The 14,127-nt window shown below is 63.6% G+C and carries 13 protein-coding genes and 1 pseudogene; 8 read left to right on the forward strand and 6 right to left on the reverse strand.

Features of this window, described 5'->3' with window-relative positions:
* The first annotated feature begins 1 nt into the window (after position 1).
* The gene (locus K1X80_RS23535; protein ID WP_057438210.1) at positions 2 to 814 is read left to right on the forward strand and encodes an SDR family oxidoreductase; all 813 of its coding nucleotides are present in this window, start codon (positions 2 to 4) and stop codon (positions 812 to 814) included.
* A gap of 41 nt (positions 815 to 855) precedes the next feature.
* Here K1X80_RS23535 and K1X80_RS23540 read toward each other — a convergent pair whose 3' ends face one another.
* Positions 856 to 1,710 carry a LysR family transcriptional regulator gene (locus K1X80_RS23540; protein ID WP_198792605.1) on the reverse strand — a complete coding sequence of 285 codons (855 nt, stop codon included), beginning with the start codon at positions 1,708 to 1,710 and terminating at the stop codon, positions 856 to 858.
* Between the two features lie 111 nt (positions 1,711 to 1,821).
* Between K1X80_RS23540 and K1X80_RS23545 the strand changes: the two genes are divergently transcribed.
* Together K1X80_RS23545 and K1X80_RS23550 are read left to right on the forward strand one after the other, a co-directional pair.
* A complete protein-coding gene (locus tag K1X80_RS23545) occupies positions 1,822 to 3,009 on the forward strand; it encodes an MFS transporter (protein ID WP_057958521.1) in 1,188 nt (395 codons plus the stop codon).
* Positions 3,009 to 3,413 (forward strand): hypothetical protein, encoded by a 405-nt coding sequence (locus K1X80_RS23550; RefSeq protein ID WP_057438390.1) that lies wholly within the window; start codon positions 3,009 to 3,011, stop codon positions 3,411 to 3,413. The genes K1X80_RS23545 and K1X80_RS23550 overlap by 1 nt, the downstream gene beginning before the upstream one ends.
* A 46-nt stretch (positions 3,414 to 3,459) precedes the next feature.
* On the opposite strand, the gene K1X80_RS23555 is transcribed toward K1X80_RS23550, so the two are convergent.
* From K1X80_RS23555 to K1X80_RS23570, 4 genes and pseudogenes are all read right to left on the reverse strand, one after another.
* Positions 3,460 to 4,320, reverse strand: coding sequence for an HlyD family secretion protein (locus K1X80_RS23555; protein WP_057438208.1), 861 nt, complete (start codon positions 4,318 to 4,320; stop codon positions 3,460 to 3,462).
* A 10-nt stretch (positions 4,321 to 4,330) separates the two neighbouring features.
* Complete coding sequence (locus K1X80_RS23560; protein ID WP_057438206.1) at positions 4,331 to 4,531, reverse strand: DUF1656 domain-containing protein; 201 nt, start codon at positions 4,529 to 4,531, stop codon at positions 4,331 to 4,333.
* Positions 4,521 to 6,704 carry an FUSC family protein gene (locus tag K1X80_RS23565; protein WP_057958520.1) on the reverse strand — a complete coding sequence of 728 codons (2,184 nt, stop codon included), beginning with the start codon at positions 6,702 to 6,704 and terminating at the stop codon, positions 4,521 to 4,523. The genes K1X80_RS23560 and K1X80_RS23565 overlap by 11 nt, the downstream gene beginning before the upstream one ends.
* 11 nt (positions 6,705 to 6,715) lie before the next feature.
* Positions 6,716 to 8,226 (reverse strand): annotated as a pseudogene (locus K1X80_RS23570) (efflux transporter outer membrane subunit).
* Positions 8,227 to 8,407: 181 nt separating this feature from the next.
* Between K1X80_RS23570 and K1X80_RS23575 the strand changes: the two are divergent.
* The 5 genes from K1X80_RS23575 (at position 8,408) to K1X80_RS23595 (ending at position 12,824) form a co-directional block, all read left to right on the forward strand.
* Entirely contained in the window at positions 8,408 to 9,376 is a 969-nt protein-coding gene (locus K1X80_RS23575; RefSeq protein ID WP_057958518.1) for a LysR family transcriptional regulator, read from the forward strand.
* A 134-nt stretch (positions 9,377 to 9,510) separates the two neighbouring features.
* Positions 9,511 to 10,485, forward strand: a complete 975-nt coding sequence (locus K1X80_RS23580; RefSeq protein WP_057958517.1) for a D-glycerate dehydrogenase — start codon at positions 9,511 to 9,513, stop codon at positions 10,483 to 10,485.
* Positions 10,486 to 10,583: 98 nt separating this feature from the next.
* A complete protein-coding gene (locus K1X80_RS23585; RefSeq protein WP_057438202.1) occupies positions 10,584 to 11,486 on the forward strand; it encodes a chemotaxis protein CheV in 903 nt (300 codons plus the stop codon).
* 3 nt (positions 11,487 to 11,489) lie between these two features.
* The gene (locus K1X80_RS23590) at positions 11,490 to 11,972 is read left to right on the forward strand and encodes an N-acetyltransferase (RefSeq protein WP_198830305.1); all 483 of its coding nucleotides are present in this window, start codon (positions 11,490 to 11,492) and stop codon (positions 11,970 to 11,972) included.
* A 108-nt stretch (positions 11,973 to 12,080) separates the two neighbouring features.
* On the forward strand, positions 12,081 to 12,824 hold the full coding sequence (locus tag K1X80_RS23595) for a YkgJ family cysteine cluster protein (protein WP_057958515.1): 744 nt from the start codon (positions 12,081 to 12,083) through the stop codon (positions 12,822 to 12,824).
* A 174-nt stretch (positions 12,825 to 12,998) separates the two neighbouring features.
* Here the strand turns inward: K1X80_RS23595 and K1X80_RS23600 are convergent, their stop codons facing one another.
* Positions 12,999 to 14,102: a methyl-accepting chemotaxis protein gene (locus tag K1X80_RS23600; protein ID WP_408980315.1), complete on the reverse strand. Its 1,104-nt coding sequence runs from the start codon at positions 14,100 to 14,102 to the stop codon at positions 12,999 to 13,001.
* Positions 14,103 to 14,127 lie beyond the last annotated feature (25 nt).

The following is a 14,127-nucleotide window of genomic DNA, read 5'->3' on the forward strand; positions in this document are numbered from 1 at the left end:
CATGCCTAACGTGCTTATCACCGGTTGCTCCAGCGGCATCGGCCGTGCCCTGGCCGATGCCTTCAAAGTCGCCGGCTATGACGTATGGGCCAGCGCCCGTCGTCCCGAAGACGTCGCGGCCCTCGCATCTGCCGGTTTCAAGGCCGTGCAACTGGACGTCAACGATGGCGCGGCCCTGGCGCAATTGGCCGGACAGGTGGGCGAGCTGGATGTGTTGATCAACAACGCCGGCTACGGCGCCATGGGCCCGCTGCTCGATGGTGGCACCGAGGCCCTGCAGCGCCAGTTCGAGACCAACGTGTTCGCCATCGTCGGCGTGACCCAGGCGCTGTTCCCCGCCCTGCGCGCGCGCAAAGGGCTGGTGGTGAATATCGGCAGCGTTTCCGGGGTGCTGGTCACGCCGTTTGCCGGCGCCTACTGCGCCTCCAAGGCCGCCGTGCATGCCTTGAGCGATGCCTTGCGCATGGAACTCGCACCGTTTGGCGTGCGAGTCATGGAAGTGCAGCCGGGGGCGATCAATACCCACTTTGCCAAGAACGCCGGCACCCAGGCCGAATTGCTGATCAATGAACAATCGCCGTGGTGGCCACTGCGCGAAAGCATCCGTGCCCGCTCCCAGGCCTCCCAGGACAAACCGACCCCGGCCAGCACCTTTGCGGCGGATGTGCTCAAGGCCGTGCAACAGAGTGAACCACCGCGCCTGCTGCGTTCGGGGAATGGCAGCCGGGCGTTGCCGTTGATGGCGGCGCTGCTGCCCAAGGGGTTGTTGGAGACGGTGTTGAAGAAGCGATTTGGGCTGGGTGGAGCACTTTGATCACCGTGGCGAGCGGACTTGCCCTCTGCACGGGGTCTTCGCTATTTCATGAAGTCAATAAACGCCCGCACCTTCAGCGGTAAATGCCGCGTGTCCGGATACAGCGCATACACCCCCTGAGGCGCGAAACGATGATCCGGCAACAGGCGTACCAGCCGCCCCGCGTCCAGGTCCTCCTGCACCAGCCACTGCGGCAGGACCGCCACGCCATGCCCGCGCACGGCAAATGCTTGCAGCACGGCGGCACTGTCGACCACCAGCGCACTGGGGCCAGAGCGATACTGATGTTCGCCACCTGCCGGGTCGGTCACGCTCAACTCAGTCAGGCGGCCATGCCCCAGCTTGGGCAGTCGTTCTAGTTCATCCAACGTATGGGCACTACCCAAACCAGGCGCCGCAACGGCAAATACCTGATAGGTGGATAACTGCACCGCACGATGATTGGAGTCCACCAGGCGCCCCAGCCGGATCGCCACGTCAAACCGCTCGGAGATCAGGTCGGCATGGGTCGAGGATGTGGATAAGTGGATGTTGAGGTCCGGGTGCAGGCGGCGAAAACCTTCCACGGCCGGCGCGACCACCGCCAACGCATATTCAACAGTCGTGGTGATGCGCAGGGTGCCTTTGAGCTGGGCGTGCTCAGAACGGGCCTCTTCCACTGCCAGCCGTGCTTCTTCGAGCATGCGTGTACAGCGCAGGTAGAAACGTTCGCCGGCATCGGTGAGCGCCAGTTGGCGGGTACTGCGGGTGAGCAGGGTGACGCCCAGTTCGGCTTCCAGACGTTTGAGATTGAAGCTGACCACCGCGCGGGTCTGGCCCAGCAGATCGGCGGCGGCCGTCAGCGAGCCGGCCTCGACCACGGCTTTGAAAGTGTCGAATCGGTCCAGACTGACCATGGCCACAGCCCCCCTTTGTCAAAATATTTTTGACAAACTAACAGGCAAACCCGTGTATCCCAAGCTCTGCAACCGGCCTACCCTGCCAGCCTCAAACGCTGGATCGCCCCTATGACCTACCGCTCGAAAGTCGCCTGGATCTTTTTACTGGGCTTCGCCCTGGACCTGGTGAACATGTTTGTCGCCACCGTCGCCTACCCGGATATCGCCCATGAACTGCAGGCTTCGGTCACGCAATTGGCGTGGATCAGCAACGCATACCTGCTCGGCCTGACCCTGATTATTCCGCTGAGCGTCTGGCTCGCCGCAGTGTTGGGCGAGCGGCGCTTGATCGCCGCGAGCCTGGGGCTGTTTGGCATGGCATCGGTGCTGGTAGGCCAGGCCGAGTCGATTCAGGCCCTGATCGGCTGGCGGCTGTTGCAAGGCTTGGGGGGTGGATTGCTGATACCGGTGGGCCAGGCCTTGGCGTACCGACACTTTGCCCCTGGGCAGCGTCACCAACTGACGGCCCGAGTGATGTCGGTGACGCTGCTGGTGCCAGCACTCTCCCCGGCGCTGGGCGGCTTGCTGGTGGACACGGTGTCGTGGCGCTGGATCTTCTATGCCAACCTGCCATTGGCCCTCCTGACCCTGCTGCTGGCACTGCTGTGGATAAAACCCGATGTGCCCGCAACCTCGCGACCGGCCCTGGCCTTGGGGAGTCTGTTCAAGCAGATCCGCCACCCGATGCTGCGAGTGGCGATGCTGGTGTATCTGTTTATCCCCGGCGTCTTTATCGGCACCAGCCTGGTCGCCATCCTCTACCTGCGAGGCCTTGGATACGACGCGACACGCACCGGGGCCTTGATGCTGCCGTGGGCACTGGCCTCGGCCCTGGCCATCTACCTGAGCAAGCAGTTGTTCAGCCGGTGCGGGCCCAAGCCATTGCTGCTGGCCGGCATGGCCTTGCAATGCGCCGGCATCCTGCTGCTCAATGCTGCCCAGCCCGCCCTGCTGGTGGGCGCCTATGCCCTGATGGGCCTGGGTGGCAGCCTGTGCAGCAGCACCGCGCAGACCCTGGCCTTTCTGGATATTCCTGCCGAACGCATGGGCCACGCCAGCGCGCTGTGGAATATCAATCGGCAAGTGAGCTTTTGCCTCGGCGCAGCGGCACTCAGCGCCGTGCTATCGGCCTCGGATTCCTTCACCATGACCTTCTTGATCGCGGCAGCCCTGACACTGCTGCCGCTCTTCGCAGCGCTGAGCCTGGATACCTCCAGGGTTCGCGCACTGCTTCACCCAGCCAGCGAGACTCAATGATGATTGATTACAGCGACTTTTTTGAAGAAGTGATCCAGACCCACATCGAGATCGAGCAGTGGTTTGCCGGCACAGCCCCCGAAGGCACCCTGCAGAACTTGCTGGCGCGCTTCTCCCCCGAGTTCAGCATGATCGCCCCCGCCACCGGCGCACGGGTGAATGCCGCCGGGGTCCAGGCCCTGTTCACTCGCCTGGGCGGCATGCGGCCCGGATTGAAAATCACCTTGAGTGAACTGACCGGCATCGACCGCCATGCGCGGGGTGCCACGGTGACCTACCGTGAGCATCAGGTTGATCACAGCGCCAGCCAGACGGATCGCCGGGCCACCGTGGTGTTCGAGAAACAGGCCAGCGGCGCACTGCTGTGGCGGCACCTGCATGAGACCTATATCCAGGGCCAATAACCCTCCCCTGCAGGAGCCGGCAGGCGACGTGCCTGATGCCCTCTGTTTAGTTTTGTGCCTGGTTGACGATCACCGTGCAAGTAATCCCCGCCGCCAGCAACACCCCCTCCGGCACTTCATCAATATGGATCCGCACCGGTACCCGCTGGGCCAGGCGTACCCAGTTGAAGGTCGGATTCACGTCGGCGATCAGTTCGCGGCTCTCGGGGTTGTCGCGGTCGTAGATGCCGCGGGAGATGCTTTCCACATGGCCCTTGAGGGTCTCGCCGCTCATCAGTTGCATATCGGCTTTATCACCGACTTTCACATGGGGCAGCTTGGTTTCTTCGAAGAAGCCGTAGACCCAGAACGAGTTCATATCGACTACGGCCATCTTGGCTTCGCCAATGCGCGCATAGTCGCCGCGATGCACGTTGAGGTTGGTGACATAGCCGTCGACCGCTGACACGACTTGCGTGCGTTTCAAGTTCAGTTCGGCGGCCTCCAGTTGCGCCAGGGCATGTTGGTAGTCGGCCAGGGCCGAGTCGGCGATGTTGCTGGCGTCGTCGCGGTTCTCTTTGGAGATCACCAGGGCGTCGAGGTCGGCACGGCGGTGGGCGTTGACCTTGCGCATCTCCCAGGTGGCTTTGCGTGAAGCGACCAAAGATTGCGCCTGCTTGACCGCGATGCGGTAGTGCTCGGGGTCGATCTGCATCAGCAGGTCGCCCTTTTTCACCAACTGGTTGTCACGCACCGGCACATCCACCACTTCGCCGGTGACGTCGGCGGCCACGTTGATGATGTCGGCGCGCACCCGGCCATCGCGAGTCCATGGGGTCTGCATGTAATGGACCCACAAGGTGCGGCCAATCCAGATCGCCAGGGCCAGAACCAGCAGGGTTGCGAGCAGGCTGAAAAACTTTTTCATCGGGGCATTCTCAACGGTAGACAGTCAGCGCCATGGCGCCGAAAAGACAGGTGAACAGGCTCAGGCGCAGCAGCGCCGGGTGCCAGAAAAAACGGTACAAATCAAAGCCCGCCAGGAAGCGATCCAGGGCCCAGGCCAGTGCGGCGGCGATAAAAAACATCAGGGTCATGGTCGGCATATAGATGCCGTGGAACGCGATTTCACGAGGCATGGGCGACTCCGGAAGGCTTGAAGGCAGCCAGGGGCGATTGCGGGTCCAGCAGGGAGGTGCGGATAAAGTGCAGGTAGCTTTTCACCCGGCGCAGGGCCGAGGTGTCGAAGTGCGGGGCGAAGGGTTCGTCGGTGGCCTGCACGCGGCTGATGGCGTGATCGACCGCCACCAGGGCGCGCTCCAGGTTGCTCTGGCTCGGTTGCAAAAACAGCCGCACCAGCGAACGCCCCATGACCCGGATGGCCTGGCGCCAGGGCTGGGATTGAGCGTACGCCGGGTGCACCGGCAGAATCGCCTGTTCCTTGCGCAACTCAATGATCGCGTGACCGACTTCAAGCACCACAAACATCCAGCGCAACAGGTTGCGTTGCACCTGTGGCTGGCCGGCGGCCAGGCCATAGGCCTGGTGCAGCAGGTCGCGGGTGCGGCTTTCAAAACCCGAGGCCAGGCCCTTGAGCTTGCCGCTGATGGCATATACCACTTGCTCACGCAGGTCGCGCTCCAGGCGGCGCCACAGCCAAGGGCTGTTGGGCGGCAGGATAATCGCCCCCGCCGCGGCGCACACCAGCATGCCGATGATCATGGCGATGTAGTCGTTGATAAAGGTGTAGGGGTTGTAGATCGTCAAGTTGTCCGGCACCGAACCGGTACTGAAAAAGATCAGCAGGCCCAGGCCGACCCCGGCGTATTGCGGGCGCGACGAGAGGAACGCACCGAGCACGATCACCGGGGCGAGCATCACGCAGAGCAAGGGAAAGCCGTCGATCCAGGGAAACACGAAGAACATTTCGACAAAGCCCACCACGGCGCCGATCAGCGTCCCGCAGGCCATTTGGAAGGCCATGCGCTTGGGGTTCGGCGTGGCGGCCGACAGGCCCACGGTGGCTGCCGCGATCAGGGTCATGGTCGCGCCGCTGGGCCAGGCGGTGGCCACCCAGTAACTGCCCAGCACCAGCAGAATGAATGACGCGCGAATTCCCGACGCGGCACAGGCCAGCCAGTTGGTTTTCGGCGTGTAGGACTCGTCCCAGTGCTCCCGTGCGTGGCTGTGCTCGGCCAGGGAAGCATGGGTCTGCGCATAGTTGTGCAGGTCATCGACAAAGCGGTACAGCAGCTCGTAGGCAGTGTGGAAATCCAACTGCTCGGCATCGCTCGGGCTGCTCTCCTGGAACATCGCCCGCAGGCTGCGGACCTTGGCCGGCAGGCTCTCCTTGTAGGCCGTCAGTTGGCTCACCAGGCGCGCAGCATCGGGGCTGGTCAGGGCGCGCCCACTGAAGCCATCGAGCAGTTCGGCCAAGTCCTGCAGGCCGGGCTTGATCGCGGCCACCACATGGTCGGCGGCATCGCTGCGTAGGCGTTCGAGCAGCTGGTGCAGGGCGTTGAAGCGCGTGGTGATGCCCATGAACTCACTGTTCAAGCGACTCAAGCGACCATTGCGCCGGCGCATATGGGGGTCTTCGAATACGGTGACGCTGCGCAGCCCTTCCAGGCCCACGGCTTCGGCGATAAAGCGCACGTTGCTGCTTTCAAAACCTTCACGCTGGCTGCGCCCGCGCAGGCCATCGGTGACGAACAGCGCGAAGGTGCCGAAACGCTGGTACAAGGCGTTGCGCATGGCCGCGCTGCTGGTTTGCGGCAAGATCGCGGCACTGACCAGGGTCGCACACAAAATCCCCAGGGAGATTTCCAGCACCCGCCAGACCGCCGCCATAAAGGCGCCGTCCGGGTGGGCGAGCGCCGGCAGGCCGACCATCGCCGCCGTATACCCGGCCAGCACAAAACCATAGGCGCGAAAGTTACGGTTACGGGTGGCACCGGCCGTGCACACGCCGACCCAGATCGCCAGCGCGCCAAGGAACAGCTCGGTGTTTTGCGCAAACAAGGCGATCAACAACACCATCACCGCCGACCCCGCCAGGGTGCCGAGGAAGCGGTAGAAGCTCTTGGCAAACACCTGGCCGCTTTGCGGTTGCATCACGATAAACACGGTGATCATCGCGGTACGCGGTTGCGGCAGTTCCAGGCGCATCGCCAGCCACAGGGTGAGAAACGCGGCGATCAGTACTTTGAAGATATACACCCAGGTCACGCCATCACTGCGCGCCCAGTCGAAAAAGCCACGGCGCCATTCCAGGGAATGCAGCCAACGCAGCGGTGCAGGCAAGGGAGTCATGGGGAACCTGATCAGTGATCGAACACGGCCAAAGCCGCCGGGGTCTTGCTCGGGAGTGTCTTATCGGGTGTCGGAGCATCGCTGCCAGCACCCAGGCCACCGCCCAGGGCTGTCACCAGTTCGGCATGGGCGCTCAAGCGCGCGGCCTGGACCTGTTGCTCGACCTGCTGCTGGCGAAACAGCAGGGTCTGGGCATTGAGCACATTGAGGTAATCGGTCAGCCCGCGCTGATAGGCGATCATTGCGAGGTCATAGGTTTTCTGCGCCGAGGCCAGCGATTCGGCGGCGAAGGTTTGCTGCTTGGCCATGGATTCGCGGCGGATCAGTTGGTCGCTGATGCCCTTGAGTGCATTGACCAGGGTCTGGTTGTAGCGGGCCACGGCAATGTCGTAGCCGGCGCTGGCCTCGCCCAATTGCGCACGCAGGCGGCCACCGTCGAAGATCGGCAGGGTGATCGCCGGGCCGACGCTGTAGTTGAGTTTCTTGCCGGTGAGGAACTCCAGCATGCCGCCGCCGGTGGCGACGTAGCCGAGGCTGCCCACCAGGTCGACGTTGGGGTAGAAACCGGCGTGGGCCACGTCAATCCCCGGGCCTGGGCCGCGACTTGCCAGCGGCTGGCGACCACGTCCGGGCGCTGGCCGAGCAATTGCGCGGGCAGTGCCGAGGGCAATTTCAGCGGCGCACCGAGGGCCAGGGTCGGCCGCTGCAAGGTTGCACCCTCCCCCGGCCCCTTGCCGGCCAAAGCCGCCAGTTGGTTGCGGGTCAGGGCGATCTCTTCGTCGAGGGCGTCCAGTTGCCGATGGGTTTCCGGCAACGGCGTCTGGGCCTGGCTGACTTCAAAGTGCGTGCCGATCCCGCCATCCAGGCGCTTTTGCGCCAGGTCGAGGATCTGCTGTTGCTGGGCCAGGGTGGCGGCGACGATATCGCGCTGGGCGTAATGCAGCGACAGCTGGATATAGGCGCGCACCACATTGTTCTGCAATTCCAACTGGGCCTGGCGTGCCTGGGCGACACGCCTATGCGCCAGGTCGACGGCGCGCTCGCTGGCATTGCGCTCGCGGCCCCACAGGTCGAGGGCGTAGCTCAGGCCCAGGGCAGCGTTGTTGTCCCAGGTGGTGGAATTGTCCAGCTTGCCGGGGCCGTAGAACTGATCGCTGGGCCAGTTGTGGCGCTTGAAGGTGGCATCCCCGTTGATCTGCACGGCCTCGGCCGACTCGGCCAACCCGGCCATGGCCCGTGCTTCACGCACCCGGGCGGCGGCTTCGGCCATGCTCGGGCTGCCTTGTACGGCGAGGTCGATCCACCGATTGAGTTGCGGGTCGCCATAGGCCTGCCACCACTGGCTGGTCGGCCAGTGGGCATCCCGGGCGGCGCTCTGGATCGCGTCGTCGGTGGCCAGGGTATTGGCGGCGAGGTGCTTGCCTTGGGGGGCAATTCCTCCGGTTCCGATGCAGCCGCTGATTGCTAACGATAAAGCCCAAACACTGAGAGTCTTCAGCTCTCTGCTGATGCGACGCGGCACTGCTGCGAATTCCTGAGGTGGTGTTGCGGGGACGGTGCGGCAATTCTAGGGGGCACGGGGAATGGCGATAAGGTGGGATTCCTGTGAATCTTTATTACCGTTCAGGCGATAATCCATTGGTCGGGCTCACTCGCCCCCGTAACTTCGTGTCACAATTTGCCATCTCCCTTGAGAGCACCCCATGGACACTTTGCAAAACATGCGCGCCTTCAGTTGTGTCGCCGAGGCCGGCAGCTTCACCGCCGCCGCCGTACAACTGGACACCACCACGGCCAACGTCTCGCGCGCGGTCTCCAATCTGGAAGCCCATCTGCAAACCCGCTTGCTCAACCGCACTACCCGCCGCATCGCCCTGACCGAGGCCGGCAAGCGCTATTTATTGCGCTGTGAGCAAATTCTCGCCTATGTCGAGGAAGCCGAGGCCGAAGCCAGCGACGCCCATGCACGCCCCGCCGGGCAGCTCAAAGTGCACACCATGACCGGCATCGGCCAGCATTTCGTGATCGACGCGATTGCCCGCTACCGCCGCACCCACCCCGACGTGACCTTCGACCTGACCCTGGCCAACCGCGTGCCCGACCTGCTGGACGAGGGCTACGACGTGTCCATCGTGCTCGCCAGCGAGCTGCCGGACTCGGGGTTTGTCTCCCAACGCCTGGGGATCACCTACAGCATCGTCTGTGCCTCGCCGGCCTACGTCAAAGCCAACGGCTGCGCGCAGCGGCCCAGTGACCTGCTCAACCATGCCTGCCTGCGCCTGGTCAGCCCGGTGATCCAACTGGACAAATGGGCCTTCAACGGCCCGGACGGCCAGGAAAGCGTGAGCATCAACAGCTCGCCGTTCCTGGTGAACTCCGCCGACGCGATGAAGACCGCGATCATCAGCGGCATGGGCGTCGGCCTGCTGCCGGTGTACGCGGCCATCGAAGGCCTGCGTAACGGCACCCTGGTACGGATGATGCCGAATTACCGCTCCCAGGAACTGAACCTGTACGCCATCTACCCGTCGCGCCAGTACCTGGATGCGAAGATCAAGACCTGGGTGGAATACCTGCGCGGCTCGCTGCCGGAGATCCTCGCGGCGCACCAGGCGGAACTGGTTGCGTATGAACTGAGTGGCAGTTTGGGTGGGGTGCGGCTGGGTAGCTGACCTGCCGTCATCGCAGGCAAGCCAGCCTCCCACATTTTGCCCTGTGCCCACAGAGGTCTAGCGGTGTCCTGACATTCGCAGCGAGGAATGTTAGCGTGCTTGGCATTCTTCCCTGTCGATGAGCCTCACTTGCGATGAAAAAGACTGTCCTCGCCTTCAGCCGTGTCACCCCCGCGATGATCGAACGCCTGCAACAGGACTTCGAGGTCATCGTCCCCAACCCCAAGCAGGGTGATATCAACGCGCAGTTCACTGAAGCCCTGCCCCACGCCCACGGCCTGATCGGCGTCGGCCGCAAGCTCGGGCGGGCGCAGCTCGAAGGGGCGAGCAAGCTGGAAGTGGTGTCCAGTGTCTCCGTGGGTTACGACAACTACGACGTGGACTACTTCAACGAACGCGGGGTCATGCTCACCAACACCCCCGATGTGCTGACCGAAAGCACCGCCGACCTGGCCTTCGCCCTGCTGATGAGCAGCGCCCGCCGCGTGGCCGAGCTGGACGCCTGGACCAAGGCCGGGCAGTGGAAAGCCAGCGTCGGCGCGCCGTTGTTTGGCTGTGATGTACACGGCAAGACCCTGGGTATCGTCGGCATGGGCAATATCGGCGCGGCCATCGCCCGCCGTGGGCGCCTGGGCTTCAATATGCCGATTATCTACAGCGGCAACAGCCGCAAGACCACGCTGGAACAGGAACTGGGCGCGCAGATGCGCAGCCTGGACCAGTTGCTGGCCGAGGCGGATTTTGTGTGCCTGGTGGTGCCGTTGAGTGAAAAGACCCAGCACCTGATCAGCCATCGCGAGTTGGGCCTGATGAAATCCAGCGCAATCCTGGTGAATATTTCCCGAGGCCCGGTGGTGGACGAGCCGGCACTGATCGAAGCCCTGCAAACCCAGCGCATTCGCGGCGCCGGGCTGGATGTGTATGAGCGCGAGCCCCTGGCCGAGTCGCCGCTGTTCCAACTGAGCAATGCAGTGACCTTGCCGCACATCGGGTCGGCCACCCATGAAACCCGTGAAGCCATGGCCAACCGTGCCCTGGACAACCTGCGCAGCGCCCTGCAGGGCCAGCGCCCGCAGGATCTGGTGAACCCGCAGGTGTGGAAAGGCTGATCGGCATTGTAGGAGCTGGCAAGCCAGCCCCTACAGTTTTTGGCGCGAACGTCGATAACCCGCTATAGATTGTTATCGCTGATCCACAGAAGGTTTTTATGTCCACCACCAAAGCCCGCGCAGATTCACTCTCGCTTCTGCTCTTTACCTTGCGCAGCGGCAAGCTGATGGCCATCAACCTGCTGAAAGTCAGCGAAATCATTCCCTGCCCGCCGCTGACCAAGCTGCCGGAGTCCCACCCGCACGTCAAAGGCATCGCCACCCTGCGTGGCGCGGCCTTGTCGGTGATCGACCTCAGCCGGGCGCTGGGCGAAATGCCCCTGCAAGACCCCGACGGCGGTTGCCTGATCGTCACTGATGTCAGCCGCTCCAAGCAGGGCCTGCATGTGCAGGCGGTGAGCCGGATCGTGCATTGCCTGACCACCGATATCCGTCCGCCGCCCTTTGGTTCCGGCGGTACGCGCTCGTTTATCACCGGCGTGACCCAGGTCGACGGGGTGCTGGTGCAGGTGCTGGACATCGAAAAAGTCATCCACGCCATCGCCCCCGCGCAGATCGAAGTGGCACCGACCGACCTGACCATGGAAGAAGCCGAAGTGCTCGGCCATGCGCGCATCCTGGTGGTGGACGACAGCCAGGTGGCCCTGCAGCAATCGGTGCACACCCTGCGCAACCTCGGCCTGACCTGCCACACCGCTCGCAGTGCCAAAGAGGCCATCGACGTGCTGCTGGAACTGCAAGGCAGCGCCGGGCAGATCAATGTGGTGGTGTCTGACATCGAAATGTCGGAAATGGACGGCTACGCCCTCACCCGCACCCTGCGCGAAACCCCGGACTTCCAGGATTTGTACGTGCTGTTGCACACCTCCCTGGACAGCGCGATGAACAGCGAAAAAGCCCGCCTGGCCGGTGCCGACTCGGTGCTGACCAAGTTTTCGTCACCCGAGCTGACCAAATGCCTGGTGGTCGCGGCCCAGACCGTGGCGCAAAAAGGCCTGTAAACATTGACAGCGTATTACCGACTGCTGCGCCGCGACCTCACCACCAGCCTGCCCGCGCCGCAATGGCCGGCCGGCATCCGCCTGGACCATTACCGCGACGAACTGGCCCCGGCGATTCATGCGGTGTTACGCATGACCCAGGAACAGGGCGGCGGCCATGTCGCCAACCTGGACACCTGGCAGCAGCAGTTCATCAGCAACGCAGAGTTCGACCCCAGGCTGTGCCTGGTGGTCAGCAACGCCGAAGGCATTCTTGGCGTGGCCCAATGCTGGACCAGTGCCTTTATCAAGAATCTCGCCATTCACCCCTGTGCCCAGGGCCAGGGGCTGGGTCGCGCCTTGTTGCTGCACAGCTTCCAGGTGTTCAAGCAACGCGGCGAGCCCTATGTGGACCTCAAGGTGCTGGAGAGCAATCTGCGCGCACGCCAGCTGTATGAAAGTGCGGGCATGGTGTTTGTGCTGCGCGACGTGGTCAGCGACGACTGACCGGCACTGGCGCATAACTTGCTTCCAGAGTCTCTGAACGGCGGATAGAGGCAAAAACCCGTCACCGTCCAAGAGCGCCCTCTGACCTGGCCTGGTAGCAGATCTTCCATGAATACCCATTTTTCCTGCGTTGGTTGCGGCAAATGCTGCACCGACCATCATGTCCCCCTGACACTCGACGAAGCCCGCCAGTGGGCGGCGGACGGCGGCAATGTCATCGTCCTGGTGGAAGGCTTCCTGGGCAATGGCCTGGGCCTGCCGCTGCAACAACGCGAGCATGCCGAACGGCGTTCGGTGGTGGTGCCCAGCGGCACGACCGAGGCGTTTGTGGCCATTACTTTTGCCGCCTACAACGCGGGGCCCTGCCGGAATCTTGACGAAGACAACCGCTGCGGCATCTATGAGCGGCGGCCACTGGTCTGTCGTATCTACCCGATGGAGATCAACCCGCATATCCCGCTGAACCCGGCCGCCAAGGATTGCCCGCCGCACTCCTGGGAACAGGGCCCGGCGCTGATCGTCGGGGGTGAACTGGTGGACCCTGAACTGGCGGAGCTGATCCGCCGCTCACGCCAGGCCGACCGTGACGACGTGCAGACCAAGGAAGCGGTGTGCGCCCTGCTGGGGATTCGCACCACGGCGCTCAAGGGCGATGGCTTTACCGCGTATCTGCCGGATATGGGCGCGTTTGCCCAGGCCATTGAATTGGCGGTGGAACAACCGGCCATGGCCAATGAGTGGGTGTTTCATGTGTCCGGCATGGACATCGCCGAACAGTTGCTGGATGCCGGGGCACAGATCGCCACCGAGGTGCCGGCCAACTATGCGTTTATCTCGCTGCGCGCTGCCTGAGGCGCGTCAAATGGGGTTGGGGCTGTAGCTGTAGCTGTGGCGAGGGAGCTTGCTCCCGTTGGACTGCGTAGCAGTCCCATTTTAGGGCCGCTTCGCGCCCCAACGGGAGCAAGCTCCCTCGCCACAGGTGACTGATTGCCCTGCCCCCTCTCTGAACTGAAGGGCATCCACAACCTAGTGGCGTTTGCCCCAGAACTCTTCTGCCAGCCGCCGCAGATCTTCCGCCAGGGCCGCCACGTCGCCCGAGCTGAGCTGGCTCTGCTGACCGGCAGTGACGGTGGCTTCGCCGGCATTGCGGATGCCGACAATATTGCGATTGATGTCTTCGCTGACCGCGCTCTGTTCTTCCACTGCAGTGGCAATCTGCACACTCATGGCGGTGATCTGGTTGACCCGCTGGCTGATGCCATCCAGGGCCGATGCGGCGCGCTGGGCGTGATCGACGCTGGCTTCGACATGCTGGCTGCTCTGTTCCATGGCCATCACCGCATCCCGGGCGCCGCCCTGCAGGGTGCTGATCATGCGCTGGATTTCATTGGTCGATTGCTGGGTACGTTGTGCCAGGCCGCGCACTTCGTCGGCCACCACCGCAAAACCACGGCCCTGTTCGCCCGCTCGCGCTGCCTCGATGGCCGCGTTGAGGGCCAGCAGGTTGGTCTGCTCGGCAATCGCCCGGATCACCTCCAGCACACCGGAAATATCACCGCTATGGCTTTCCAATTGATGGATCACCGTGGTGGCCCTGGCCAGTTCCTGGGACAGACGCAGCACCGCATCGCGGCTTTCGTCCACTCGCTGATGACCTTCACGGGTCGCGCTGCCGGCCTGGTCGGCGGCTTTCGAAGCTTGCTGGGCATGGTTGGCGACTTGCGCCACGCTGGCCGCCATCTCGTGGATGGCGGTGGCCACCTGGTCGGTCTGGCTCTGCTGGCCCAGGGTGCTGCTGTGGCTGCTGTCCAGTTGCTCGACCAGGGCGGCGGCGTGCCCGGACAAACGCTGCGATGCATCGCCAATCCGGCCGACCACCGCGCCCACCTGGGCTTCAAGCATCTGCATGGCAAATTCGATTTGCCCCAGCTCATCCGCACGCCCGGTATAGATCGCCTGGCTGACGGGATTATCGGCGATCTGCCGCGCCCGCTCGCTCAGTTGCCGCAGGGGGCGCAACAACAGGTTGACGCCTAATATCCCCACCGCGCCCACCGCCGCCAGGCCCAGCACTTGCACCGCCCACGGATAGCTCGCCAAGCCGACCCCTGCCCCCAGGTCAAGGCGCATGTCGCGCCGGTGACCAGCGACAACT

The sequence above is a fragment of the Pseudomonas sp. So3.2b genome, assembly GCF_019464415.1.
In the GTDB taxonomy this organism is placed as follows: Bacteria; Pseudomonadota; Gammaproteobacteria; order Pseudomonadales; family Pseudomonadaceae; genus Aquipseudomonas; species Aquipseudomonas shahriarae.

What these genes read in the sequence shown, in the direction of transcription:
- K1X80_RS23535 (WP_057438210.1), top strand. Translation starts at nt 2, where the DNA reads ATGCCTAACGTGCTTATCACCGGTTGCTCCAGCGGCATCGGCCGTGCC.
- K1X80_RS23540 (WP_198792605.1), bottom strand. Translation starts at nt 1,710, where the DNA reads ATGGTCAGTCTGGACCGATTCGACACTTTCAAAGCCGTGGTCGAGGCC.
- K1X80_RS23545 (WP_057958521.1), top strand. Translation starts at nt 1,822, where the DNA reads ATGACCTACCGCTCGAAAGTCGCCTGGATCTTTTTACTGGGCTTCGCC.
- K1X80_RS23550 (WP_057438390.1), top strand. Translation starts at nt 3,009, where the DNA reads ATGATTGATTACAGCGACTTTTTTGAAGAAGTGATCCAGACCCACATC.
- K1X80_RS23555 (WP_057438208.1), bottom strand. Translation starts at nt 4,320, where the DNA reads ATGAAAAAGTTTTTCAGCCTGCTCGCAACCCTGCTGGTTCTGGCCCTG.
- K1X80_RS23560 (WP_057438206.1), bottom strand. Translation starts at nt 4,531, where the DNA reads ATGCCTCGTGAAATCGCGTTCCACGGCATCTATATGCCGACCATGACC.
- K1X80_RS23565 (WP_057958520.1), bottom strand. Translation starts at nt 6,704, where the DNA reads ATGACTCCCTTGCCTGCACCGCTGCGTTGGCTGCATTCCCTGGAATGG.
- K1X80_RS23575 (WP_057958518.1), top strand. Translation starts at nt 8,408, where the DNA reads ATGGACACTTTGCAAAACATGCGCGCCTTCAGTTGTGTCGCCGAGGCC.
- K1X80_RS23580 (WP_057958517.1), top strand. Translation starts at nt 9,511, where the DNA reads ATGAAAAAGACTGTCCTCGCCTTCAGCCGTGTCACCCCCGCGATGATC.
- K1X80_RS23585 (WP_057438202.1), top strand. Translation starts at nt 10,584, where the DNA reads ATGTCCACCACCAAAGCCCGCGCAGATTCACTCTCGCTTCTGCTCTTT.
- K1X80_RS23595 (WP_057958515.1), top strand. Translation starts at nt 12,081, where the DNA reads ATGAATACCCATTTTTCCTGCGTTGGTTGCGGCAAATGCTGCACCGAC.
- K1X80_RS23600 (WP_408980315.1), bottom strand. Translation starts at nt 14,102, where the DNA reads ATGCGCCTTGACCTGGGGGCAGGGGTCGGCTTGGCGAGCTATCCGTGG.